Origin of the sequence: Bacillus suaedaesalsae, assembly GCF_016890225.1 — a bacterium.
Classification (GTDB): domain Bacteria; phylum Bacillota; class Bacilli; order Bacillales; family SA4; genus Bacillus_BS; species Bacillus_BS suaedaesalsae.
This window is the reverse complement of the sequence record NZ_JAFELM010000016.1, coordinates 136,742-162,604: the sequence shown is the minus strand read 5'-3', so window position 1 is coordinate 162,604 and position 25,863 is coordinate 136,742. Positions and strand designations below refer to the sequence as shown.

Below are 25,863 nucleotides of genomic sequence, written 5' to 3'. Positions count from 1 at the left end.
AAGAGGAATGAAAAAGATACTAGTTACAGGGGCTCTTGGACAAATCGGTTCTGAGCTTATCGGGAAGCTAAGAGGAATCTATGGGGCAGAAAATGTAATTGCTACAGACATTCGTAAGGTAGAAAGTGACGTTGTGACGAACGGACCTTTTGAGCTGCTCGATGTAATGGATGATAAAGCAATGTTTTCGATTGCGAAGAAATATGAAGTAGATACAGTTATGCATTTGGCTGCATTATTATCTGCAACAGCAGAAGCGAAGCCGCTTCTTGCGTGGAACTTAAATATGGGTGGGCTCGTTAATGCATTAGAAGTTAGTAGGGAATTAAATTGTCAATTCTTTACACCAAGTTCAATAGGTGCTTTTGGTCCTGCTACACCGAAGGATTCAACACCACAGGATACAATCCAACGTCCAACTACCATGTATGGTGTGAATAAAGTAGCGGGAGAGCTTTTATGTGACTACTATTTCCATAAGTTCGGATTAGACACGCGAGGATTACGCTTTCCTGGTTTAATTTCATATGTTGCACCTCCTGGTGGTGGTACGACTGACTATGCAGTAGAAATTTATTATGAAGCAATTAAAGAGGGGAAATATACGTCTTACATCGATAAAGGCACATATATGGATATGATGTACATGCCTGATGCATTGCAAGCAATTGTTTCTTTAATGGAAGCAGATCCAGCTAACTTGAAACATCGTAATTCCTTCAACGTTACGGCAATGAGCTTTGAACCAGAACAGATAGCTGCTGAGATTCGAAAGCATATCCCAAGCTTTGAGATGAGCTACAATGTCGATCCAGTAAGACAAGGTATTGCAAACAGCTGGCCAAACTCAATAGATGCAACATGTGCAATGGAAGAATGGGGCTTCAAAGCAGAGTATGACCTTGAGAAAATGACAAAGGACATGCTAGAAAAGCTAAAACAAAAATTATCGTAATGGAAAAGTTGATCATGTTAAAAGCATGATCAACTTTTTTACGATGCCTAAAATTTGGTAATAATGATTGTAACGATAAAGAAAACAGGTGTTTATGAGATGAAAAATGAAAAAGTAATACATGCATTAGTAAAGCTTTCGGAGCTTCTAAATAAACAAATTCCTTATCAATTTATACAAGAAACTGCCCTTTTACTTCAAGGGGTAGAAGTTCAACTTTCTAAGTGTGAGTATGTAGAGGTACAGTGGGATTCATTCGAACAATTATATTCACAGCTTCAAGATAAGGTGATAACACCTATAACTAAAACGGCAAGACAAGCCGATTTTTCAATCAAGATAGACGAAGTAGAAGTGCAAATACTATGTCACTTTAATACAACGATTAAAACAAATCCATATCGTATTGTGATTGAGAAAAATGGTGTGGAAGTATGGGTTCAGTCTCTCTACTCGTACTTGTATCAACGAAACAAATATGAGAAAGAAATACATACTTATTTAGGACAATTACAAAATGAAATAACGTCAATTAATGAACAAGCATGGAATCAAGACCAGTATGATGCTCTTGTCACTCGCTATGGAGAAGAAGAAGTGATGGCCCAAAAAATCATAGAAAACCCTGCATGGCGTCTTCATCCTTTTTACAAGTATTTTGGTAATGTGAAAGATAAAAAAATCGTTCATCTATTAGGGTCTAACGGAATAAAAGGAGTAGCATTGTCCGTACTTGGAGCTCATGTAACGGTTGTAGACTTTTCACAGGAAAATGAACGATACGCTCAGAAGTTAGCAGAAGCAGCGGGAGTTAAAATGGACTATATTCGTACTGATGTGTTTTCGATTCCAATGGAAACGGTCCAAGACTCAGCGGATTTTGTATTAATGGAATTAGGTGTCCTTCACTACTTTGTTGATCTTCAGCCATTAATACAAGTGATTCACTCTTTATTGAAGCAAGGTGGACAATTCATCCTTCATGAGTTTCATCCTATTTCAACAAAGCTTATTACTTCTTCAGGTAAGAAGCATAAAGTGACTGGAAATTACTTCACGCCTAATTTTGAAGAGCAACGTGTAGCGTTCTCAAAGCATATGGGTGATGAAGCAGAAGGAAGTTTAGGAAAAGTGCTTCAACGTAAGTGGACAATTGGAGAAGTGGTAACGTCAATTGCAAACGAAGGACTCGTGATCAGGGTTTTAGAAGAAGAGCCGAATCATAAAAATCATGACATAGGGCTTCCTAAAACGTATACAATAGTTGCGGAAAAATCATAATTAGCCATGTGCCTCAAGCATTAGCTAAACTGTTGACTACATAGGAGGGGGGAGTTAGCTCTTTTCTTCCTAATGATCAACTAGTTGAAGCTGCGTTGGATGAAGGCAACTATCTTTCACAAGTAATTACGAAAAAAATGCAGAAAAGACGCTAGTTGTTATTCTAGCGTCTTGTTTTTATCCAGAGCTTTTTTACCTTGAAAAAAATTATCAAGTCTTAAGGCAAGGCGACCTTACTCTTATAAAGCTTCAGTAAGAACTCAATGGAAACCTGATTAAATATCTCAGGTTTATCGACATTACATACATGGCCACTGTCTTGTATAACCTCTAACCGAGCTTGTTTACTCTTTTTCACAACTTCTTCTACAGGATAGAGAAACATATAATCCTCTTGCCCCATCACATACAAAGTTGGAATATCAACCTTATTCTCTTCAAATTGAACTAATAGAGGTACTACATCACTTGTTAACTTGAACCATTTAATAAATTCCTTTTGACATAGTTTTTTAGCTTGATTAACAAATAGCATACGAGATTCATGATGCCTTTTTTTAGGCATTAAGCACCAAGCAAAGAATTTATATAACCACATATACGGAATGATTTTCTTTGAGAAATTACCTAGACTTATGAGTGTTTTAACACGAGTATTTAGGCGAATTATAGCTCCACCTAAAATCATTGATTTTACTCTATTAGGATTTATTTCAGCAATATTTCTAATTAGTATTGTTCCTAATGATATCCCCACAAAATGGGCTTCCTTAATATTGATATGGTCTAAAATTTCAATAATATCCCGGCTGACATTATCAAAGGAATATTTCCTATTTAAGATCTTCGGGTTTCTAGACTTACCATGACCTCTTAAATCTATCAACAAAACATTAAAATGCTTTTTAAACTCTTTCACTTGCTTATACCAAACAGACGAGCTTCCACCTGCACCATGAATAAAGACTACCCATTCATGAAAATCACTTAATTCATAGGATTTATAATAGAGCAATGTTACCCACCTCTACCTTCAATATCAAATAATCTATTAACCATACACCTTATATTAGCAAATCTTCAATAGTAGTTCCTAAGAAAATATTGTCAGAAATCCTACATTAGCTGAAAATCAATTATCTATTATCCTACTATGCTTAATTATGTTCACGATTGTTAGTATTCTGCCTCCATACGTTCCCATAGTGGTGAATTATGTTATCTTGTAGTTTCACCTGTAATCTTAGTAAAAGAACTTCTACAAACGTTGCATGAATCCTGAAAAAGAGGCTGGGCCAAAAGTATTTTCGGCGAAGAAAAATCCGAACAATCATCTCAAATTCGTTTAGGATTTGAATGAGTTCGGATTTTTTTATTTGTTTTGTTAGAGACTCCGTTTTGTTTTAAGTTTGTTCTAGCTGTTAATTGGAGTGCAAGATGAAGACTCCTGCGGGAGAAGCGAGTTAGGTGAGACCCCTCAGGAGGAACGACTGAGGAGGCTCACCAACCGCCCGCGGAAAGAGAAGTCTTGCACGGAAATTAACAGCTGTATTAAAAGGCTATCTAATTTCAAATTGTTCGTCTTTAGAGTATCGTGTTTTAGTTTTGTCCCAACCTCTAATTTAAACAATTTTAATATTCAGCAAAAGACGTTACAAGTTTATGCAGTATACTTTTTCTTGTGGGCTAACATCTTCGTTTCAAGTGCAACAAAAATTTTAGACTTAGATAAATAATAAATCGCAAGTGCTGACCAAATACATACAAAGGCAATTAGATGATATTTCGTAAATGGTTCATGATAGAGAAATACACCAATGATTAACATTAAGGTTGGTGCGATATATTGTAAAAAACCGATCATTGAAAGTGGAATTTTCTTAGCACCACTTGCAAATAAAAGTAACGGAACTGCAGTAGCAACACCGGCTCCCAATAAGAGAAGAGAATCTAGTGTACCGCTTGCAAATTTACCAGTGCCATCTATTTGAATAAAACTTAAAAATAACAAGGCAATAGGAGTAATAAGCATTGTTTCGATAGCAAGGCCAGTCATAGGACTTAGATTTACCATTTTTTTAATCAGTCCATATATCCCGAAACTAATAGCTAATAATAAGGCGATCCACGGAATCGTACCGAAATGAATGGTTAAATAAAGTACGCCAACAGTGGCAAGTGCAAACGATATAGTTTGCCAGAATGTTAGTCTTTCTTTCAACACAAAGATACCAAGTAATATACTAATGAGTGGATTAATATAGTATCCGAGACTTGCTTGAACAACTTGATCTGTATTCACAGCCCAAATATATAACACCCAATTTAAGCTGATAATGATGGAAGCAGATGTAATAGCGATGAACCTCTTTCGGTTTGTTATCAGTTCTTTAACATCAGTCCAAAATAACTTTAACTTGTTGGCAATGAGTAATATCACGATCATGAAAACAAAAGACCAAACAATTCGATGAGCAAGAATTTCACTCGCAGAGACATGGTCGAGTAGTTTCCAGTATAATGGGAGAAAGCCCCAAATTACATAAGACAGGGCAGCGGCTATGATCCCTGCTCCTTGAGTATTATTATTCATCTCTAGTAACCTCTTAGTTTATGACTTGATAATAGTTTAGGAGCGAAATAGAAAAAAAGCAATGGAAATGTTTCGAGTCTCGAATTTTTTAAATACTTTTAAAATTTAATGGAGAAAAGAGGAAAATTATGCGTGAAATTAAAAAAATTACTTTGGATGAATTCGATAAAAGTTTAGAGCTTTCGCAATATGCCTTTCAATATTCGTTGTCTGAAGAATCCAAACAGAAGAGACGAGAAAGCTTTCATCTACATGATGTTTGGGGAGAATTCGAAGGTGACACATTAACATCAAAGCTACATCTATATCCTTTATCTGTTTTTATTGGAAAAGCAGAGGTTAAAATGGGCGGTGTAGCAGGTGTTGCAACATGGCCGGAGTATCGCCGTGGTGGAAGTGTTGCACGATTAATCGATCATGCTTTAAAGACTATGAAAGAAAAGGGTCAAGTTCTTAGTTTTCTGCATCCTTTTGACATAGAATATTATCGTCGATTCGGCTGGGAACTTTGCTTCTCTCATAAAAAATATACAATTGAAAAATCCGACCTACAGTTTATGCCGGGAGTCCCAGGTACAATCAAACGATTATCCGTACAAAAAGATTTAGAAATAATTAATACAATCTATGAACAGTTTGCTCAAAACTATAACGGAATGTTAAAGCGTGATCGAAATTGGTGGGAAAACCATGTTTATTCTGAAGGATATCAGTTTGCCGTATTTTTTAATGAAGATCTTAGACCAACAGGTTATTTATTTTATAAAGTATCTGATAAGCTTCTAGATGTTCAAGAATTTTTTTATTTAAACGGAGAGTCAAGAAGAGGTCTATGGAACTTTATTTGTCAGCATGATTCGATGGTGGAAAAAGTGAAAATAATTGTCCCGGAGAATGAGCAACTTCATTATCTACTAAAGAATCCAAAAGTAAAAATCGATGTAGAACCTTATTTTATGGCACGTATTGTAGATGTTGTAGGATTTTTACAACAATACACATTTAATAAAGTTGATGAAAGACTTTTACTTCACGTAAAGGATGACAAAGCAGATTGGAACAATCAATCGCTTGTCATTGAAAATGGTGAAGTAGTTGTCGGAAATGCTGAAGAGGAAGGGATAACTCTAACAATTAAAGAGTTAACGGCTATCATTCTTCAGGCACAAACAGCTCAGTTTTTATACGAAGCGGATATGATTAAAGGTACTGTGAAAAAGGTACAGCTGCTCGATCAAATGATACCAAAGCGTTCCGCGAGTATTATAGACTTTTTTTAATGAAAATAGAGGCAGGCGGTAACGCTGAGGAGGCTCATCGCCACCCCGCAAGCAAGTAGTCGGAGCGGAAATCACAAAGTTATACTGAAAACATGAAACTGCCTTCCATATAAAAAGGCAGTTTTTTTAAAATTATTTAGTTTTTGGCTTCTTAAAAGCTTTGACTTCATTCCCAAATTCCTTTAAGAGAGAGATACACATTGCGATGAGGATGATTGTTAAAGGAAAGGCACTGACAATAATTGCTGTTTGCATCGCATTTAATCCACCGGATATCATTAAAACAATTGCTGATAAGGATAATAAAATACCCCATGTAACTTTAATGAAGTTATTTGGATTTAAACTTCCATGTGATGTTTGTACACCTAACACGAACGTTGCAGAATCAGCAGATGTAATAAAGAATGTTGAGATTAGGACAAGTGTGACGATTGTAAAAATACCTGTCAATGGTAGCTGTTCATACATATAGAACAAGGCAGTTTCTAAGCTTTGACTTGCAATGTCTGTATTAAAGTTAATGTCAAGATGGATAGCGGTACCACCGAATACAGAGAACCAAATTGCACAAACGAGTGATGGAATAATCAGTACGGCTAAAACGAATTCTCTAACTGTTCTCCCTTTTGATACTCTAGCGATAAAAGTACCAACAAACGGTGCCCAAGCAATCCACCAAGCCCAATAGAAAATGGTCCAGCCTTGAATCCAAGAAGCGCGTTCTTCATTAAATGGGGCTAATCTTAGTCCCATGCTTGGTAGGTTTTGAATATACTCTCCAAGTGTTGAGACGAAGAAGCTTAATAAGAAAACAGTAGGTCCTAAAAATAATACACCTAAAAATAATAAGACTGCTAACCCCATATTTGCATTACTTAAGTATTTAATTCCTTTCTGAATTCCAGTTGAAGCAGAAAGGATAAAAAGTACGGTTACAATCGTAATAATAATAATCTGGACAGGAAAAGTATTTGGAATTCCAAATAAATAGGATAAACCACTGTTAATTTGCTGTGCACCTAATCCAAGGGAAGCAGCCACACCAAAAATGGTGGCAAACACAGCAATTACATCGATCGTAATTCCAATGGGTCCTTTAACCCTTTCACCTAAAATAGGATACAACGTTATACTCATTAGTCCTGGTAACCCTTTTCTAAATTTGAAGTAGGCTAAAATCAGTGCAATTGTTGCGTATATGGCCCATGCATGAAGCCCCCAATGTAAAAATGTATATCTCATCGCTAATTTAGCTGCTTCAGGTGTTCCTCCCTCTCCCATAGGTGGATTCATAAAATGTGACATTGGCTCTGACACACCGAAGAATAATAAACCAATTCCCATTCCGGCGCTAAATAACATTGCAAACCATGTGACTCGATTAAACTCTGGCTTGTCTTCATCCTTGCCTAATTTGATTTTTCCGTACCTACTAAAAATGAGGAAGACCGCAAATATAATAAAGAAAGTCGCTGCCAACTGATAGAACCAACCAAACTGAGATAGAAAGAAAGCTTTTGTAGTATCCATTGTTTCCCCTAAGTGAGTTGGTGCGATGACTCCCCATATGACAAATGCTAAAGCAATCACAACGGAAATCCAAAAAACCTTTGATGTTTCTTTCATTTTTTTCTCCCTTCAACCACATTTCTATTACCATTACTTTTCCCCTATTATGGAAAAATAATGTTTAATCTTTACCCTAGAATTGTATTTTTAAAACAAATAACGTAAGACTAGTGACTGAAGTAATGGGTATATCTATTTATTGTTAGAAATTACCACTTTTGTTAGAATGAATGAAAGGGACAAAGTATATACATGAGTAAGGACAAAAACTAAATATCACAGATTAATTTAAGTCAGGGAGCAAGTTTCTCTGGCTTTTTTTGCTAATATAAGCGCTTTATACGTGGCAGATGTTACGCCAATAATTAAAGCCCAGAAAATGGTTATGAAAATAAGAGGAGGGGTATGATGGAATTAACGGCTATGAATCTTATGATTGTAAGTTTGACAGGTGCGTTAACTGGTTTTGTGGCCCATCTAATCAAGAATGACCGCATTGTTTTGTTTCCAAAAAGAAGATATCGACCTCCTGGCATTGATCTTGGTTTTTTGGCAGATATATTTACAAGTGCTTTGGCTGCGTTATTTGCAAATACGTATTTATTTTCACCAGCTGACATTGGTGACATGATCGGTATTGCGGTGATGGCAGGAATGGCTGCGGAGAGTGTATTACTTCAAAAGGAACTACAAGTTGAAAAGCTAAAAACAGAGGAATTGAATAAAATTTCAAAGAGAGCAAACACATAATATGATAATTAGCTAATATAATGTTTGAGAAGACGATATTGAGTAGTAAAAAAGAAGTGTGTAAAAAGTAATGGTTTTGTTGTAAAATAGTGTAAAAAGATAGAGAGAGTTTTTCGGGAGGAAGTATTGTGACTTTACTGGATTCCATGACAGAAAAACAACGAGAGCTATACGAAGACTACCTAGAGGATTTGAAAAATGCTAAAACTGTAAAAGAAGTAAGATACCTTTCAACAGAGATTAACAAACTTCTAGATCAGATAGAGAAAAAAGAATAGTTACACCATTTCCTTTCTGGTTTGAGAAAGGTTTTTTATTTTTCTGAAGAAGTTTGTAGGCTTCTCTGAGATAGGATTGTTGAATCATAAAAGATAATTTATAAAAGGTAGGTATGTGCACCTAATTTGAAATCACGGCTGGATTTCACTACTATAAAATAAGAATAAAAGCTAAAGAAGGTGCTGTAATGAATTCAACGATAGAAACAATATTAAACCATCGCTCCATCCGAGACTTTGAGGACAAGCTGCTATCCGATGAGCAAATCATAACCATTATAAACTGTGCACAAGCTGCATCCACCTCAAGTTTCATCCAAGCATATAGCATTATTGGTGTAAATGACGTTGAGAAGAAAAAGGAGCTTGCACAGTTATCAGGAAATCAATCGTATGTTGAAAAAAATGGTCATTTCTTCGTATTTTGTGCAGACTTCCATCGTCATGATGTTGTTTCTGAAATGGAAGATGTAGATTTAGAGCCTGCATTAGAAAGTACAGAGAGGTTTATGATTGGCTTGATTGATGCTACGATTGCTGCTCAAAACGCGGCTCTGGCTGCAGAGTCAATGGGACTAGGCATATGCTATATTGGTGGCATACGGAACAATCTTGAAGCCGTTTGTGACGTATTACAAACACCAAAACGTGTTATTCCGTTATTCGGACTAGCAGTAGGATATCCGAAAACAATTACCGGACAAAAACCGCGACTACCTTTTACCAATGTGTATCATGAAAATGTATATCAACAAGATCATAAGCATTATACAAAACAACTAGAGCAATATAACGAAACAATTACTGAATATTATCAAGAACGAACAAACGGAGCACGTAAAGACACATGGACCGCTCAAATGGCGAATATGTTAAAAGAGCCAAAGAGAATGTATATGAAGAAGTTTGTAGAGGAAAAAGGATTTAATAAAAGGTAATTGAAGTTATAAACAGGGTGAGGTGCATATCCACAGGAAATGCACCTTTTCTGTTAATTACTCCACTTATCCACAAAGGTTGTTTGTAAATCGTTCATTTTTTGTAGAAGTGTGACAAAGTTATCCTCAATGATGACGTTTTGTAAAAACTCCTTTTTTAAGAAGCCTTCCTTTATCATATGTTCGAGTAGATGAAGTAACGGTGTATAAAATTGTTGTACGTTAAACAATCCAATCGGCTTTGAATGATATCCAATTTGAAACCATGTCATTACTTCAGCAACTTCTTCGAGCGTCCCAATCCCACCCGGTAACGCAATAAACCCATCAGCTAGCTCATACATTTTAGCTTTCCGCTCATGCATATGTTCCACAATATGTAGGTGAGTTAAGTCAACGTGTTCAACCATGTCATATATTTTCTTTGGAATAACTCCTGTGACTTTACCACCATTCGATAATACCGAGCGGGATAACTCGCCCATTATTCCTACGTTGCCACCACCGTAAATAAGCTCTATATTTTTCTCAGCTAAGTGCATGCCAAGCTCTTTAGCTTGAGCTACATAATCGGGATGGTTTCCTTCACTAGAACCCATAAATACACAAAGGTTTTTTAAAGTTGACATATTGATCTCTCCTTATTTCTGATTATATTAGAGGAAATATATCATTTTTAGTATTGAATATAAAGTGTTTACATTATCGAGATTGCTTTAGGTGTTGTTTATAAACTAAAATAGATTGAACTCTAAACGTTTTCTGGTAGCATTATTCCAAGAAAAGTAGTGATATTCCTACTGAATTCCATGATTATTATGGAATATTTTTGATATAATGATTTTTAGGGTTTAATAAAGGAATGAACCTACACATAAACGTTTACATTAAGAAGTAGAATGTTTAAGTAATAGGTGCAGGATAAAGGAGTGAATGTGATTGAATAAAGTTTGGTGGAAAGAAGCTGTAGCTTATCAAATATATCCTCGTAGCTTTATGGACTCAAATGGAGATGGTATAGGAGATATAAAAGGAGTTATCTCGAAGCTTGATTACATAAAAGAGCTTGGAACTGACGTAATTTGGATTTGTCCAATCTTCAAATCTCCAAATGCAGATAATGGGTATGATATTAGTGACTATCAAGATATCATGGATGATTTTGGAACGATGGAAGACTTTGATGAATTACTTTCAGAAGTACATAAAAGAGGAATGAAATTAATATTAGATCTTGTAGTAAACCATACAAGTGATGAGCACCCTTGGTTTATTGAGTCTCGTTCTTCAAAAGACAATCCGAAGCGTGATTGGTATATATGGCGTGACGGTAAAGATGGTAAAGAACCAAGCAACTGGGAAAGTATATTCAGTGGTTCGGCATGGGAGTATGATGAAAAAACAGAGCAATACTATTTACACGTATTTGCTGTAAAGCAACCAGATTTAAACTGGGAAAACAAAGATGTACGAGATGCAGTATATGAAATGATAAATTGGTGGTTAGAAAAAGGAATTGATGGATTCCGTGTTGATGCTATTTCTCATATCAAGAAAAAAGAAGGCTTCCCTGATATGCCTAATCCGAAGAACCTGGATTATGTTCCATCATTCGACGGTCATATGAACCAAGAAGGAATTCAGGAGTACCTAGAAGAGCTTAAAGAGCAAACGTTTGCACGCTACGATATTATGACAGTTGGAGAAGCAAATGGTGTGAAGCTTGAACAGGCTGATGACTGGGTTGGCGAGAAAAACGGAAAGTTCAATATGATTTTCCAATTCGAGCATCTGGGTTTATGGGATAAAGGCGACAACGGTGAGGTTGATCTCATTCAACTCAAGAAGACTTTAACAAAATGGCAAAAAGGCCTTGAAGATAAAGGATGGAACGCACTCTTTTTAGAAAATCATGACCAACCAAGATCTGTTTCAACTTGGGGGAATGATCAGGTTTACCTAATTGAAAGTGCAAAAGCACTTGCAACGATGTACTTTTTCATGCAAGGGACACCATTTATTTATCAAGGTGAAGAAATTGGAATGACAAATGTTCGCTTTGAGACAATCGATGAATATGATGACGTTGGTATGAAGAACTACTATGCAATTGAGACGAAAAAAGGTAGATCCCATGAAGAAATTATGCAAATAATTTGGAAAAGTGGACGTGATAATTCACGAACGCCAATGCAATGGAATGATAGTGAAAATGGTGGTTTCTCTACTGGTAAGCCGTGGATTGGTGTAAATAAGAATTTCAAAACAATCAACGTCGCGAGCCAGGAAAAGGATCCTAACTCAATTTTAAATTTCTATAAGTCCATGATCAGACTCCGTAAAAGCGAAGAGGTATTCGTATATGGTAACTATGATTTATTATTAGAAGATAACGAGCAAATTTATGCGTATACGAGAACTCTTGGTTCTGAAGTTGCATTGGTGATTAGCAATATTAGCGGTGAAGAAGCGAAATATAGCTATGAAAGTTTGACGCTATCAAGTGAACAGTTAGTAATAAAAAATTATGATGTAGAGGACCATAAGAACGCGACTTCATTTGTATTGAAGCCTTGGGAAACTAGAGTTTATGTAATTAAATAGTGACTTTTAAGACTTAGCTAATGATTAAGCTAAGTCTTTGTTTTAGACTCTTTTCGTAAAGATTGTCGCTATTTGGATAGCGCTGTTAAAACATTGAGTTGATTGGAGCGGAAGGCACTCGACTACTGCGGGAGATAGAGGGAATCGTGAGACCCCGCAGGCGAAGCCGAGGAGGCTCCCGTCCCTCCCCGCGGAAAGCGTGTGCCTGAAGCGGAAATCAACGGACCTAAAATAAATTCTTTTTTTGTAAAAATAGCAACAAATTATGCGAAAAAACAGCCTTGTTTTATGAAACCTAACGAAAGATAATTCGTATATTAGGTACATTGAAATGGGGAATGAATTAAAAGACAGCGCATATATTTTTAAGGTTGCAGCGTTTTAAATTATGCTATAATTTCCCTAGAAAGAGAAAAAGGATGTGTGTTCATGAGGATTGGAGAAGTTAAATCACAAGCAAGAGCAGCGTTGAGTGGTAAATGGGGGTTAGCAGTAGGGACAGCTTTTTTAATTGGACTTATTTCTAGTGTTATTCCAGGTTTAGTGGAAGTGTTTGTAAGTGGAGGATTTAGTAATTACTTTGCACAAGAAGAGCCAACACTTACAGCTACAATTGCCAATTTAGTTACTACAGTATTATTAATTCCATTAGGAATTGGACTTTATTGGTTTTTCTTACGTCTAGTTAGAGAAGAAAACCCAACTCTTGGATCAGTTTTTGAAGTATATGCTGATCTTAAGACAAGTATTAAATTGATTGTAACAAGTATTGTAGTTGGATTTTTTGTATTACTTTGGTCATTATTATTAATTATTCCTGGTATTATTAAAGGTATAGCTTACTCACAGGCTTTCTATATATTAAAGGATAAGCCTGAGTATGGTACTTTACAAGCAATCACAGAAAGTAGAAAGCTTATGGATGGCTATAAGTGGAAATACTTCCTTTTACAATTAAGCTTTATCGGCTGGATTTTATTATCGATTTTAACACTAGGAATTGGTTTACTATGGGTGATTCCGTACATGAACGCTTCATATGCGACGTTTTACCAAAACCTTGTTACTATAAATAATACTACAATTGAAGAGTAATAGATTTATAGTAAGCGTCTCATAACATAGAGGCGCTTTTTCTATAGGCTATTATTCCTTTCTAGTATCCTTTTGCGTATGCCAGATGTCCTCTGCAGAACGTCATTAACACCTCAAGGTTTTGATTCATAACAATTACATCTGCATCCTTACCTTTAGCGATACTCCCTTTTCGATTGTATATATTTAATTGTTTTGCTGGATTAGTCGAAGTCATCTGAATGATATCTCTTATTGAACAATCTGTATATTTTTGAAAGTTTTGAACAGCCTTCTCCATGGACAAGATACTTCCGGCGAGTGTTCCGTCTTGAAGAGTTGCTTTTGTTTCGTCAACGGCTACAGTTTGCCCACCTAAGTCAAATAAACCTGGTTTTAAACCTTTAGCACGGATCGAGTCTGTAATGAGAATGATTTTGTCCTTTGTCTTGTTCATGTATGCTAGCCGAATCATTTCAGGATGTACATGCTTTCCATCGGCAATGATCTCGATAAAAAGTGCGTCCTGTAATAAAGCTGACCCTGTAAGTCCTGGCTCACGGTGATGAATACCACTCATCGCGTTAAATAAATGAGTAACGTGCGAGGCACCGGCTTGAATGGCTTTATTTACTTCCTCGTAGTTTGCATCTGAATGGCCAAGGGAGACGATGACTCCATGGTTAACTAGATATTGGGTGAATTCAATTGCCCCATTTATTTCTGGTGCAAGTGTAACAAGTTTAATGTTGTTGTTAGAAAGCCTTTGCCAATTTTGAAAGGTATGTAAGTTAGGATTTTGAATATATTCAATTGGTTGCGCCCCTGCACGTTTAGCCGAAATGAATGGACCTTCGAGGTGAACACCGAGAACTTCCGCTTTACGGTCGTCTTGGTTCTCTATATAACTAGAAATGTTTTTTAATGCATTTTCGATGGCTGCAGGTGATTGAGTGATCGTAGTTGTAAGAAAGCTCGTTGTCCCCTCTTTAGGAAGAGAGGTTGCCATAGTATGAATCGCTTCGAATGATGCATCCATTGTATCTGCTCCTGCTACTCCGTGAATATGAATATCAATCATTCCTGGGAGTAGTTTACATTTTGGAGGGACGAGTATATCTTCAAAGTCTAATATATCCTCTTCTTTTAATGACACCATTTCTCCTATTTCTTGAATTATTCCATTGTTAAGAATTATATAGCCATCCTCAAAATCTCGATCTTCAGCATAAATGTAAACATTTCTTAATATAACAGGTTTTGAATACACCTTCTTCACCTACCTCGGTTGCTTATTCTTTACTCTACATTATATACTCGAGCATCATGAAACAATATAAAAAGTCCTATGCAACATGCACAGGACTTTTTCTTCACCACTTTAAAGCGGTGGGGGCCTGTCCCCCATTACTTTAAAGTGTGAAAGTGGTAAGTTATTTATTCTCAAGCTTAGCAAGCTCGTTGAAAATTTCATCGTTTTCAGGTAGTTCGCTAATTGGATGAACATCGATAAATTGGATAATTCCTTCTTTATCAACGATAAATAGCGCACGTTCTGACATACCTTTTTCATGGCGAACGCCATAAGCATCTGTAACTGCACCTTGTGGGTGGAAGTCAGATAATAATGGGTATGTAATACCACCAATAGATTTTTGCCATGCTTCATGGCTAGGTACACTGTCTACACTAATACCCAAAACTTGGGTATTTAAGCCTTCAAAATCTTCGAGAGCATCCTCGTAAGAAGGCATTTGCGCGCCTCAGACAGGTGTCCAATCTAAAGGATAGAATGCAATGAATACATTCTTTTGGCCAAGATAGTCAGATAGACTAACTTCGCGATCGCCGTGAGCTTTGAGTGTAAAGTTTGGTGCTTTATCACCGATTTTGAGCGTTTTTGTAACTGTTGCTCCTTTTGGCATCGTACATCCTCCTTAAAAAATATATAATCTATATAATTAACCAGGAGAGAATAACCTCTCCAAGGTAATTAACTATACTGGGCTTTCATTTTCTTTCGCTTATTCACATGCTGATCTGCACCTAAAGCGGCAATACAACCATCAGCAGCAGAGATAACTGCTTGTTTGATTGGTGTTCGTCTCGCATCTCCACCAGCAAAGACACCATCAACACTTGTACGTAATGTTTCGTCTACATTTACATAGCCTTCTTCATCACGTTCAACCGCGTCTTTTAGGAAGTCAGTACCTGGCTTTAGGCCTGCAAGGTATAAGAATACACCATCAATTTCCCAAGTGATTTCATTTTTCTCAGCGTCACGAACAACAATTCGTTCAACCTTCTTTTCACCTTGAATTTCTTTTAAGCGATGATTCCATAGTACCGTAATGTTCTCAATGGACTTTAGCTCATCTGCACTCGTGTCACCTTTTAACTTATTAGTAGGTACTAATAAATTCACTTCTTTTGCAAATTTAGAAAGTGCAAGTGCTTCATGTACTGCTTCATCAGTATCTCCAACTACGGCAACAGTGCGATCTTTAAAGAAAGCAGCATCACAAGTAGAACAATAGCTTACGCCTCTACCTGTAAACTCTTCTTCACCTTTAATTTTGCTTCCAGGTGCTTTTGCTCCAACAGCAATGAATACACTCTTTGCTTTAATTGTTCCTTCAGGAAGCTCAAGTAACTTAATATCCTCATTTGAGAAATCTACATTAAGAACATTAGAACGAATCATTGTAGTTCCGAAATCTTTCGCTTGGATATGCATCTTTTGAAGTAATTCTTGTCCTGTTACTTCTCCAGGAACTCCAGGATAGTTAGCGATCTTATGAGTAATCGCAAGTGTACCTGATGTTGGTGACTTATCAATGATTAAAGTTTTTAATCGTGCACGAGCAGCATAGACTGCAGCGGATGCACCAGCAGGTCCACCACCAATTGTAACAAAATCATACACTTCTTCAAAGATTTCTTTTGTAGGTTCTTGGAATAAAACCTCTTCATTTACTTCTGTAGTGTTAGAAGTTGCTTTAGAAGCACCGTCTCCGGTCACACCTAAAGCCTTCTTCATCTTGTTAGGGCGATAGCCAATAAAAGCTTCACCATCAATAAACGCTACAGGGGTTGAAAATATCCCTTGTTCATGAAGATCCTCAAAGAATTGTGGATTTTCAGTCACATTGCGCTCTTCATACTCAAAGCCCCACTCTTTAAATTCATTTTTCATCTTCTCACAATATGGACAGCCTGTACTACTATATAAAATAATGTTAGCCATTAATAAGCCTCCTCCGATCAATATAACAATTATTACTTTATAATAATGATAAAGAAGAGTCAAGTTTGATACATTCTTCAAAGAATGGGTAAATCAATGCCAACAAGACTTGTATAAAATTACCTATTGGGATTGATTTTTTTAGTCAGCTTCTTCTATCAACTTTTATAGTAAAAAAACATTCGTCAAGGTCGAATGGTGTCGAAATGATATTCTTTACTTCTAAATATTGGTGATTTACTATTAATAGAATAAGGACATTTGTCACGCTTTTTATATACCGATATAACTAAAGTACTATATAATAGGGCAAACTACTCGAAAGAGTACGACGCAAAGCTATAGGGGCTACAGCATTTCGTGCTATGCCAGCCAGCTACGACTTATTTTGCCCATTTTTATTGTATTTGATAAAGGTGGGCATTTTTTATTGGGTTCGCTTTTTAGTAAGCGCTATAAAGAAATGAATTTTCCACCACTCTTCAAAAGATTAGAGGAAACCTAAAGGAAGTGTAAAATGTGCAGAACAAAAAGCTGAAGCTGTATCATTATAGTTACTGTACGATCTTTGCTGTCATGTTTCTTTACTTATATGAGCCAGTAAGTGCCTATGGTTGGTTGGTGATCATTACGTTCTCTCTTGTAGCAACTGTATATGATTTACGTCCCATTGTATTACACTCAGGAGATAATCTCACACTTGCAACACCGTTATTATTTACTGCAGGAGTATTGTACGGTGTATCTACGATTTTCTTCATAAATCTGTTAGTAACAATTCTCCTCATGTTTTTTGTCCCTAAGAAATGGTTTATCCATATTTTTAATGGAGTACAGTATACGATTTCAGGAGTAATAGGTTTATGGGTTTATAAACTTATAGAATCAAATTTTACTTTTGAATGGAATGAACTTGTTGCATTTGCAGGGTTTTCTATTGTCTTTTACATTATGAACGTACTACTTCTTACAACTTTTATCCACTTCCAGGATGGAAGAGAATATCGGGAGATGTTCCCTATATTTATGGAAAAAAAGACAATTATTATTTATTTCACTACCTTAGCCATCGGTCTGTTAATGGTGACTGTTGTAAAGCATGAAGGCTTAGTAGGATTTCTTGTCTTTTGCTTAATTTTATTTGGGCTAACACTTACGTATCGAAGTTTTTATTCAATGTTTGATCATTTTAAATCACTTTCTGAAAAAGATGAGTTAACAAGACTATATAATCATCGGTATTTTCAAGAATATCTTGAGAAAGTGATCGAACAAGGACAAAAAGTATCTCTATTAATCATTGATTTAGATCATTTTAAAAAGTATAACGATACATTTGGTCATCCGAAGGGGGATGTATTACTTCGAGACATCGCGAATATTATTAAGCAAAACATCTCAGAATCTGCAATTGCGAGTCGTTACGGTGGTGAGGAATTCACTGTAATCCTACCGGATGTTGATAAAAAAAGTGCTGTTGCCATTGCAGAACGAATCCGCGTTGCCGTAGCAAGTCATCAGTTCGAAGGTAGCGAACAGATGCCCTATAAATGTATAACGGTCTCTATTGGAGTTTCAGTTTTTCCAGAGATGTCGATGACGAGAGAAGGCTTAATTGACCTTGCTGACCAGGCATTGTACACAAGTAAAAACACTCGTAATAAAGTAAGCTATTAATGATTGCTATTTACTTACTCTAGTTATATTTAAAACTTGTGGTCGTAATCTTTTTGACGAGTAGATATCCCCAAAAATTCGTAAAACAAACCAAAAACCATCCGAAATGGATGGTTTTTATTGTTAACTATAAAATTGGTTCAAAATATTTATTTTCCAATCCGAGAGAACAATCTTTGCCCGTATCATACGATATGTTTCCAATTTTTTCTTCTAGTTGAGATAACAATTGATTTTCTCCTGTTGTCCAATACTCTTTAATAAGGGAAAGAATTTGGTAACCTTCCTTTTCAGCCTTCTCAAACAGAGTTAGGAACGATTCTACAGATGCTTCTTGTTCATCTGTAGGATGTAGCCATCTCGTTTCTTTTTCATTTAAATAATCTTTTTCATCTACATATTTTTGATAGGAAAAAGGAGAAACTTTATTTTTTAATAATCTATTTTTCCAACCGTAGGGATCATGTAAAATTTGTAAAGCCCGTACCATATGCTGATAAGATTGGTTCACATAACCTGCTGGCATTTCGCGTGCTTCAGTAGGAAATGTATCTTCAATCAGTTCTGTTAGCATATGGCTAATCGGATCATATAAAGTTTTACCAACGTAAATTTCTTTATGTACTTGCATTTTATAGGTGTCGATATTTTTCCATCTTTTCATTAATAGCGTATCTATAATAATTTCTAGTCGTTGATGACGGTTGCCTTCATTACCAGATCGATAATTAATATACGGGTGAGTGTGACGATCTAGTAAATGATGCGTCACAAATCCTGCTATATATGCCTGTAGTTTTCGGTCTTTATTTAGTAATCCATACTGAATCATTTTAGATAAAAACGATCCGCATTTTTCATAATGGATTTTGCTACCGATTACACCGACTGGCTTTGATTGCCAAGGGAAAAAGTTGTGATAAAAAAATGGATCAGGACCTTGAGTTCCAAGCTGATAAAATGGTTTATAATCCCGTGCAAATACCTCTAGTCCAGCTGCTTTTGCCACCTTTTCACCAAATAAAATATGAGTCCAAACATTTGGCATCTTCTAACACCCCTATTCTCGAAATGTTCCGTTATAACTATATGTATGTTAAGTATAACTTTTGAGTTGATTGGTTGGAAAGGTAAAAAGGAAGCTGGGACATAACTAAATAAATCATCCTCAAAGGCTAATAATATCGAAATTATTCTACCTATTAAATATTATACTTTTTTCGTACCCTTTGTTATTTATTAATCAGTTCAGTGGAAGAACTAGTTTGTTCCATTGCGCTGCAGACACTCGCTTTCCTCTACTTTCCGCAGGAGTCGAGTGTCTTCCGCTCCATTACACTAGTTTAGAACAAAAGGCTCAGGGCGCCCCGTTTTGCCTCAGGCGGGCTGGGCGCTGGAGCTGGATTAATAAAACACATATATGTAAGATACACCCAAAAATTTTATACTTTCTTACTGTAAAAATAGTATGCAAAATCAAACAAATCTAAAGCAACAACTAAAAACCCGAACTAATAGGTAAAAGATATTGCCTAATAGTTCGGGTTTATCATTGGCTGAAATACTTATGTCCCAGCCTCTTTAATCATCAGAATACAAACGGCCCAACCATAATAACCATCATGAACATATGAAGGGATACGATATAGACCACATTTACTTCTTCACTCCATTCTTTGTTTCGAACGAGGAAGTATAGTAAGAAAGCTAATGCAGCTGTCACTAACGGCAATATAAACTGACTGTACGAAAAGTTAATGAAGAAAGGTCCGAAACTAATACTCGGTGAATCAAAGAAACGTTGAATGAAATAAAATTGTGTAATAAAGTATGACGCAATGGCCATCCACATAAATCTAGTTTTATTGTAAACGTTAAAGTAGTTCATCCCTATGAGTAACACAGTTGGTGGAATGAGGACAAGGAATGAAACAGCTAAGAAAATTAAGGCTCCAGATAGTGAGAAAATGGTTCGAGAAACAGCATGCACATAATCTGTTTTTGTAAGTTCTAAACTTGATGCAATCGCCTTTTCATTTGTACTAGCACCCATTACATAATAAATATCTTTTTTAGCGTCAAAGTCTAACCAAGTAATGAGTCCTTCACCTACCATTACTGGTTTAGAGGATTGTAAGTCACTAGTTCCTATACGACTTGCTGTCCACTTTTCTTTATCAAGCTCAGCCTTGAAGACATTCGTTAGTTCCCGGTCATTTACTTCGTTTGTAGAGGCAAATAACAGATTTACCTTTTCGTCCATTTTAACAATATTAAAATTTTTGATAAGTGGAAGTTGATTCTCCCCATCATAAATTTTTAATTTATTGAATGCTAGTTCACCGGGAAGACTTGCCAATGGTGCTTTTGCATAGAAGTTTGCTATTTGTAAGTCTCCTCCACCTTTACGGCTTGTAGATGTATAAATAATATGCAGTGTTCCATCAATAATGGAATAATCTACACCAGCGTATGAGTCAAGATTTGTGTCATATTGAAATAGTTCAGTTACACTCCATTTGGATTGAGCGAATTGGTATAATGTGAATGTTAAAATACTTGCATCTGCATTAGTAGCAGTAACAAAGGAATTCGTGTCAAGTGTCACGACTAAGTCTTCCACTTTGCCAGCTAGGTTTGATAGTTTAACAGGCTCGAAGGTCTTAGTATTGATAGTGAAGATTTCATTATCTGTTACAGCAACTGCTAGGCTTTCATTTGCTTTAAATTGCTGAACACCTTCTAGGAGAATTTTCGATTCACCAGATGCAGTCAATACAGTGAGTGTATTGTTTTTTGCATACATAACATCAGATCCATTAGTCCAGAACGAATCTTGTGAACCAATTGGTGCTTTAATGTCTGTTTGTTTTTGCAAAGTTAGATCTGGTTTTACAGTTTGATGTTGAATAATGCCGTTATTAGAAGTATATAAATCTATTCCTTCATCAGTTGTTACCATTAACGGAGAACGGTTGTCTGTTTCTAATTCTAAATTAACAGATCGACTCCAAGACTCATGATTAGAATTTTGTTCAGACTCTAAAAAATTAAAAAACTGAACGGCAAGTACAAAAATTAATAGTAAAATAAACGGCAAACCAGCTTTCAATTTCTTCATAATACTCCCCCAAAGCTAGGTCATTTTCACAAAACAGATGTGAACGACCCTTTTTTATAAAAGCATAACACAATTGGAAAAAAAAGGCACTAGGGAATTCCCCTTAGTGCTTACTTCACCCAGCTTCCGTTTCGGAATAGTGGTTCTATTTCTCCATCTGCAGTAATAGCGTCAATATCCATTTGTGCAGAACCGATCATAAAATCTACATGTACTAAGCTAGTGTTTGACCCATTTTGACTTAGCTCTTCTTGACTCATACTTGTACCGTTTTCCATACATATTGGATAAGCAGAACCAATTGCAAGATGGTTGGATGCGTTTTCATCAAATAGTGTGTTATAGAAAATCGTATTTGATTGAGCAATAGGAGAGGAATGAGGGACAAGAGCTACTTCTCCTAAGAAACTTGCTCCTTCATCTGTTTCAATTAATCGCTTTAATGTTTCATAGCCTTCTTCTGCTGAAATTTCTACAATCTTACCTTCTTTAAATGTTAATGAAAAACCATTAATAACATTACCAGAATAAATTAGTGGCATAGTACTAGTGACAATACCGTTTACTCCGTCTTTTTTAGGTGTTGTGAACACTTCTTCTGTTGGAATGTTTGGTGTAAAGGAGATTCCTTTTGCATTTTTACCTCCACCGCCAACCCACACATGCTTTTCAGGTAGTTCAATTGTCAAATCCGTACCTGGTGCACGATAATGGAGCTTCTTGTATTTCTTTTCATTTAAATACTGAACACGACTTAATAGATTTGAGCTATGCTCTTCCCATGCCTTAACAGGATTATCTAAATTCGCGCGAGTACATGTAAAAATTGCTTCCCATAAAGCATCAACTTGGTCTTCTTGAGAAACTTTAGGAAATACCTTTGCCGCCCATTCCTTAGTTGGGACAGATACAACACACCAGCTAATTTGACTGGATTGAGTTATGTTTCTAAATTCCTTCATATGCTGAGCCATTGTTTTATTCGCTGTTGAGATTCTGTCAGGATTAATCCCTTTTAACAGATCAGGATTTGATGCGTAGATTGCTAAATACGCACAACCTTCCTTTGCCATTTCTTCATAGCCTTTTGCTTTCCATACAGGAAACTCTGAAAAAGCTTCATCAGGTGCTTGCTCGTATTTAATGCGAGTTAATTCTTCATCGTTCCACTCTACATGCACATTTTTTGCACCAGCACTGTACGCAGCGGTTGCAACAGCTCTTACATAATCTACTGCAACTAGAGGAGCTGCTACTAATAACGTTTGCCCCTTTTGAATATTCAATCCGATTTTAACTGTAACTTCTGCATACTTCTTGAGATTTTCAGTAAAGTTTGTCATGAGTTTCTCCTTTTCAACGTTATACAACTTATTCTAGAAGATATTCTACTAAAAGGAAACTAGAATATAGAAAGCATCAGTTGTTTGCACTATACTGAATATAAGAAGGGGAAAGGGTTGATTAACAATGAACCATCCTTTAGTTTTATTTGATGGTGTCTGCAATTTGTGTAATGGTGCCGTCCAATTTTTGATCAAACACGATAAAAAAGAAAAACTAACATTTGCGTCACTTCAATCTGAATCAGGTCAAAAGGTATTATCTGAGTTTGGCTTTCCAACTGATCAGCTCAATAGCTTCATATATGTTTCAAATCAAAGGGCATATGAAAAGTCAGATGCTGCGTTAGCAATATGCAGAGAATTAGGCGGCATTTTCACCTTATGTACAGTGTTCTATATCATCCCAAGAAAGCTGCGAGATAAGCTATACTCATGGGTCTCTCGCAATCGCTACAAATGGTTTGGTAAACAAGAGCAGTGTGTGTTGCCAACTCCAGAATTAAGAAAACGTTTTTTAAAATAAATTAATAGGAAAGTACTCAAGTTATAGGTCGAAACTTAGGTTTTATGCCGTAATACAGGTATAATAAAAAGAAGTGACAACTTGATTCTTGTCAAGGCAATATGTTATTTTCTACTAGTATTGTAAGCAGGAAACGGAAAGGGCGTTTGACATGTCAAAACAACAAATCGGTGTAATTGGATTAGCAGTAATGGGTAAAAACTTAGCACTTAATATTGAGAGCAGAGGCTACTCAGTATCTGTATATAACCGTTCAAGAGAGAAAACAGATAGTATGCTGCAAGAAAACCCAGGAAAGAACTTAAAACCTACATATACAATGGAAGAGTTTGTAGATTCATTAGAAACTCCTCGTCGAATGCTACTAATGGTACAAGCGGGTCAACCAACAGATGCGACGATTGAGCAACTAGTGCCATTATTAGATGAAGGAGATATTATTATCGATGGTGGGAATGCGTATTTCCCTGATACGATGAGAAGAAATAAAGAGCTTGCCGAAAAAGGCATTCGCTTTGTTGGAACAGGTGTATCTGGTGGAGAAGAAGGTGCACTTAACGGCCCGTCAATCATGCCTGGTGGTCAACGTGAAGCGTATGCATTAGTGGAACCGATCTTAAAAGATATTTCAGCTAAGGTTGATGGTGATGCTTGTTGCACATATATCGGTCCAGATGGAGCAGGTCACTATGTGAAGATGGTACATAACGGTATTGAATATGGTGATATGCAATTAATTAGTGAGGCATACTTCTTGTTAAAGAACATTGCTGGTGTATCTGCGGAAGAACTTCATGAAATTTTCTCTGAATGGAATAAGGGAGAATTAGATAGCTATTTAATTGAAATCACGGCAGACATTTTCACGAAGGTTGATGAAGAAACAGGAAAACCTATGGTTGATGTGATTTTGGATAAAGCAGGACAAAAAGGTACAGGTAAATGGACAAGCCAAAGTGCACTTGATCTAGGCGTACCACTTCCAATTGTTACAGAATCTGTGTTTGCTCGCTTCATCTCTGCTTTAAAAGATGAGCGTGTAAAAGCTAGTAAGATTTTAAAAGGTCCTGAAAAGAAAGAGTTCGTTGGAGACAAAAAGCAATTTGTTGAGTCTGTGCGTCGAGCTTTATATGCAAGTAAAATTTGCTCATATGCACAAGGTTTCGCTCAAATGCGTGCAGCGTCAGAAGAGTATGATTGGAATTTGAACTATGGTGAAATCGCCATGATTTTCCGAGGTGGATGTATTATACGTGCACAATTCCTTCAAAAAATTAAGGAAGCCTATGATCGCGATCCGGGTCTAGCAAACCTACTGCTTGATCCATACTTCCAAGACATTGTTGAGAATTACCAATCTGCAATGCGTGAGGTTGTAGCAGTTGCAGTTCAAAACGGTATTCCAGTACCATGTTTCTCAAGTGCAATTAGCTATTTCGATAGCTATCGTACAGAAACATTACCTGCAAACTTATTACAAGCACAACGCGACTACTTTGGTGCCCATACGTACCAACGTGTGGATAAAGAAGGAACATACCATACGAATTGGATGGAAAAGTAATAACTGTAATCCCCGTTTCGAAAAAGAAGCGGGGTTTTTTATGTTAATTTTAAGACAAGGGTGTTGCTTAACTTGTACTTTAACTACCGAAAAAGCATCTATTGGTTTACTAGTGTAATAGTGCTGAAAGAATTCATAGAAGTGTATTATCCTTTGCTAGATTTGGACATAATGAACATATATGAGGAGAATAGGTAGGTGGACAGGATGATAGAATTAACGCTAGAAGAGAGAAAACAAAAGATAAAGGCACTTTTACAGGATGATAGTCTCGTGGATCTTCTTCAAAATTACATTACATTATCTATAGAAAGTAAGGTATTGAATGATAACATGGCTGCTAGAATTCATCATTCCGATAATGAAGCCTTGATTAATGTGAGTTCAGAGATTGAGACATTATTATATTCCCAATTGTATAAGTTAAGAAACTTAATTTTAAGGAAATGTGGAATTCAAATTGAGTTATTCGAAGAAATATGGGAAGACAAAGAGGGAATTGCTCTATATGAAATTTATATGAGCAAAATGATAGAAGAAGATGTTTATCCTCATGGAATCATTAATAAGTCTTATATAAAATTACTAGTAGCATCATTAGTTAATATTGAATTTTACCGAGTATAGATAGCGAAAAGACGCAGGGACATAACTAAATAAATCATCCTGAAAGGCGAATAATATCTAAATTATTCTACCTATTAAATATTATACTTTACTCGTACCCTTTGTTATTTATTAATCAAGTTAAGTGGAAGAACTAGTTCGTTCCATTGCGCTGCAGACACTCGCCGGATACCGCGGGGAGGAAGCTGATGGTTATTTTCACTATCGTGAAAAAACCTACCTCCTCGCTACGCCTGCGGGGTCTCAGCCTTTCCTCTACTTCCCGCAGGAGTCGAGTGTCTTCCTCTCCATTCCACTAGTTTAGAACAAAAGGCGCAAGCGCCCCGTTTAGCCCCGACAAGCAAATGTTCCGGAGAGAAGAAAAGGGTGCATTTTCCCTTTTCTTCTCTCTGGGTTATTTGACCTCGAGGAGCTGGGCGCTGGAGCTGGA

At 36.4% G+C, this 25,863-nt stretch carries 22 protein-coding genes and 1 riboswitch; of the genes, 12 read left to right on the top strand and 10 right to left on the bottom strand.

The genetic code is table 11. From position 1 onward, the window contains the following. Nucleotides 1–7: 7 nt before the first annotated feature. On the top strand, nucleotides 8–955 hold the full coding sequence (locus JR050_RS04030; RefSeq protein ID WP_204202223.1) for an L-threonine 3-dehydrogenase: 948 nt from the start codon (nucleotides 8–10) through the stop codon (nucleotides 953–955). Between the two features lie 99 nt (nucleotides 956–1,054). Further along, the gene (locus JR050_RS20225) at nucleotides 1,055–2,236 is read left to right on the top strand and encodes a class I SAM-dependent methyltransferase (RefSeq protein ID WP_239454087.1); all 1,182 of its coding nucleotides are present in this window, start codon (nucleotides 1,055–1,057) and stop codon (nucleotides 2,234–2,236) included. A 217-nt stretch (nucleotides 2,237–2,453) separates the two neighbouring features. Here JR050_RS20225 and JR050_RS04020 read toward each other — a convergent pair whose 3' ends face one another. After that, nucleotides 2,454–3,251 carry an alpha/beta fold hydrolase gene (locus tag JR050_RS04020; protein ID WP_204202222.1) on the bottom strand — a complete coding sequence of 266 codons (798 nt, stop codon included), beginning with the start codon at nucleotides 3,249–3,251 and terminating at the stop codon, nucleotides 2,454–2,456. A gap of 645 nt (nucleotides 3,252–3,896) precedes the next feature. Continuing rightward, nucleotides 3,897–4,829 (bottom strand): EamA family transporter RarD, encoded by a 933-nt coding sequence (gene rarD / locus JR050_RS04015; protein ID WP_204202221.1) that lies wholly within the window; start codon nucleotides 4,827–4,829, stop codon nucleotides 3,897–3,899. 128 nt (nucleotides 4,830–4,957) lie between these two features. Here rarD and JR050_RS04010 point away from each other — a divergent pair, with 128 nt between their 5' ends. After that, entirely contained in the window at nucleotides 4,958–6,109 is a 1,152-nt protein-coding gene (locus JR050_RS04010) for a GNAT family N-acetyltransferase (protein WP_204202220.1), read from the top strand. A gap of 132 nt (nucleotides 6,110–6,241) precedes the next feature. Here JR050_RS04010 and JR050_RS04005 read toward each other — a convergent pair whose 3' ends face one another. Next, nucleotides 6,242–7,738, bottom strand: a complete 1,497-nt coding sequence (locus tag JR050_RS04005) for a glycine betaine uptake BCCT transporter (protein WP_204202219.1) — start codon at nucleotides 7,736–7,738, stop codon at nucleotides 6,242–6,244. Between the two features lie 348 nt (nucleotides 7,739–8,086). Between JR050_RS04005 and JR050_RS04000 the strand changes: the two genes are divergently transcribed. The 3 genes from JR050_RS04000 (at nucleotide 8,087) to nfsA (ending at nucleotide 9,647) form a co-directional block, all read left to right on the top strand. Next, nucleotides 8,087–8,431, top strand: coding sequence for a DUF4257 domain-containing protein (locus tag JR050_RS04000; RefSeq protein WP_239454086.1), 345 nt, complete (start codon nucleotides 8,087–8,089; stop codon nucleotides 8,429–8,431). Between the two features lie 128 nt (nucleotides 8,432–8,559). Then, the gene (locus tag JR050_RS03995) at nucleotides 8,560–8,709 is read left to right on the top strand and encodes a hypothetical protein (RefSeq protein ID WP_204202218.1); all 150 of its coding nucleotides are present in this window, start codon (nucleotides 8,560–8,562) and stop codon (nucleotides 8,707–8,709) included. A 188-nt stretch (nucleotides 8,710–8,897) separates the two neighbouring features. After that, the gene (nfsA, locus tag JR050_RS03990) at nucleotides 8,898–9,647 is read left to right on the top strand and encodes an oxygen-insensitive NADPH nitroreductase (RefSeq protein ID WP_204202217.1); all 750 of its coding nucleotides are present in this window, start codon (nucleotides 8,898–8,900) and stop codon (nucleotides 9,645–9,647) included. A gap of 53 nt (nucleotides 9,648–9,700) precedes the next feature. On the opposite strand, the gene JR050_RS03985 is transcribed toward nfsA, so the two are convergent. After that, on the bottom strand, nucleotides 9,701–10,276 hold the full coding sequence (locus tag JR050_RS03985) for an LOG family protein (RefSeq protein WP_204202216.1): 576 nt from the start codon (nucleotides 10,274–10,276) through the stop codon (nucleotides 9,701–9,703). A gap of 310 nt (nucleotides 10,277–10,586) precedes the next feature. Here JR050_RS03985 and JR050_RS03980 point away from each other — a divergent pair, with 310 nt between their 5' ends. Together JR050_RS03980 and JR050_RS03975 are read left to right on the top strand one after the other, a co-directional pair. After that, the gene (locus JR050_RS03980) at nucleotides 10,587–12,251 is read left to right on the top strand and encodes a glycoside hydrolase family 13 protein (protein ID WP_204202215.1); all 1,665 of its coding nucleotides are present in this window, start codon (nucleotides 10,587–10,589) and stop codon (nucleotides 12,249–12,251) included. Between the two features lie 429 nt (nucleotides 12,252–12,680). Next, complete coding sequence (locus JR050_RS03975) at nucleotides 12,681–13,346, top strand: DUF975 family protein (RefSeq protein WP_204202214.1); 666 nt, start codon at nucleotides 12,681–12,683, stop codon at nucleotides 13,344–13,346. 61 nt (nucleotides 13,347–13,407) lie between these two features. Here the strand turns inward: JR050_RS03975 and nagA are convergent, their stop codons facing one another. The 3 genes from nagA to JR050_RS03955 form a co-directional block, all read right to left on the bottom strand. Beyond that, nucleotides 13,408–14,604: an N-acetylglucosamine-6-phosphate deacetylase gene (gene nagA, locus JR050_RS03970; RefSeq protein WP_204202213.1), complete on the bottom strand. Its 1,197-nt coding sequence runs from the start codon at nucleotides 14,602–14,604 to the stop codon at nucleotides 13,408–13,410. 154 nt (nucleotides 14,605–14,758) lie between these two features. After that, nucleotides 14,759–15,250, bottom strand: coding sequence for a peroxiredoxin (locus JR050_RS03965; RefSeq protein ID WP_239454085.1), 492 nt, complete (start codon nucleotides 15,248–15,250; stop codon nucleotides 14,759–14,761). Between the two features lie 68 nt (nucleotides 15,251–15,318). Next, nucleotides 15,319–16,575: an FAD-dependent oxidoreductase gene (locus JR050_RS03955; RefSeq protein WP_204202210.1), complete on the bottom strand. Its 1,257-nt coding sequence runs from the start codon at nucleotides 16,573–16,575 to the stop codon at nucleotides 15,319–15,321. A gap of 298 nt (nucleotides 16,576–16,873) precedes the next feature. Then, nucleotides 16,874–16,959, top strand: a riboswitch (cyclic di-GMP riboswitch). Nucleotides 16,960–17,094: 135 nt separating this feature from the next. On the opposite strand from JR050_RS03955, the gene JR050_RS20665 reads away from it, so the two are divergent. Beyond that, nucleotides 17,095–18,252, top strand: coding sequence for a diguanylate cyclase (locus tag JR050_RS20665; RefSeq protein WP_204202209.1), 1,158 nt, complete (start codon nucleotides 17,095–17,097; stop codon nucleotides 18,250–18,252). 127 nt (nucleotides 18,253–18,379) lie between these two features. Here the strand turns inward: JR050_RS20665 and JR050_RS03945 are convergent, their stop codons facing one another. The 3 genes from JR050_RS03945 to JR050_RS03935 all read right to left on the bottom strand — a co-directional run bounded on the left by JR050_RS03945 (nucleotide 18,380) and on the right by JR050_RS03935 (nucleotide 22,716). Continuing rightward, entirely contained in the window at nucleotides 18,380–19,300 is a 921-nt protein-coding gene (locus JR050_RS03945; RefSeq protein ID WP_204202208.1) for a zinc dependent phospholipase C family protein, read from the bottom strand. A gap of 540 nt (nucleotides 19,301–19,840) precedes the next feature. Beyond that, nucleotides 19,841–21,373, bottom strand: coding sequence for a hypothetical protein (locus JR050_RS03940; RefSeq protein WP_204202207.1), 1,533 nt, complete (start codon nucleotides 21,371–21,373; stop codon nucleotides 19,841–19,843). 110 nt (nucleotides 21,374–21,483) lie between these two features. After that, the gene (locus tag JR050_RS03935) at nucleotides 21,484–22,716 is read right to left on the bottom strand and encodes an aminopeptidase (protein WP_204202206.1); all 1,233 of its coding nucleotides are present in this window, start codon (nucleotides 22,714–22,716) and stop codon (nucleotides 21,484–21,486) included. 127 nt (nucleotides 22,717–22,843) lie between these two features. On the opposite strand from JR050_RS03935, the gene JR050_RS03930 reads away from it, so the two are divergent. The 3 genes from JR050_RS03930 (at nucleotide 22,844) to JR050_RS03920 (ending at nucleotide 25,433) form a co-directional block, all read left to right on the top strand. Continuing rightward, nucleotides 22,844–23,242, top strand: coding sequence for a thiol-disulfide oxidoreductase DCC family protein (locus JR050_RS03930; RefSeq protein ID WP_204202205.1), 399 nt, complete (start codon nucleotides 22,844–22,846; stop codon nucleotides 23,240–23,242). A gap of 151 nt (nucleotides 23,243–23,393) precedes the next feature. Beyond that, nucleotides 23,394–24,806: an NADP-dependent phosphogluconate dehydrogenase gene (gene gndA / locus JR050_RS03925; RefSeq protein ID WP_204202204.1), complete on the top strand. Its 1,413-nt coding sequence runs from the start codon at nucleotides 23,394–23,396 to the stop codon at nucleotides 24,804–24,806. Nucleotides 24,807–25,004: 198 nt separating this feature from the next. Further along, nucleotides 25,005–25,433, top strand: a complete 429-nt coding sequence (locus JR050_RS03920; protein WP_204202203.1) for a hypothetical protein — start codon at nucleotides 25,005–25,007, stop codon at nucleotides 25,431–25,433. The last annotated feature ends 430 nt before the right edge of the window (nucleotides 25,434–25,863 follow it).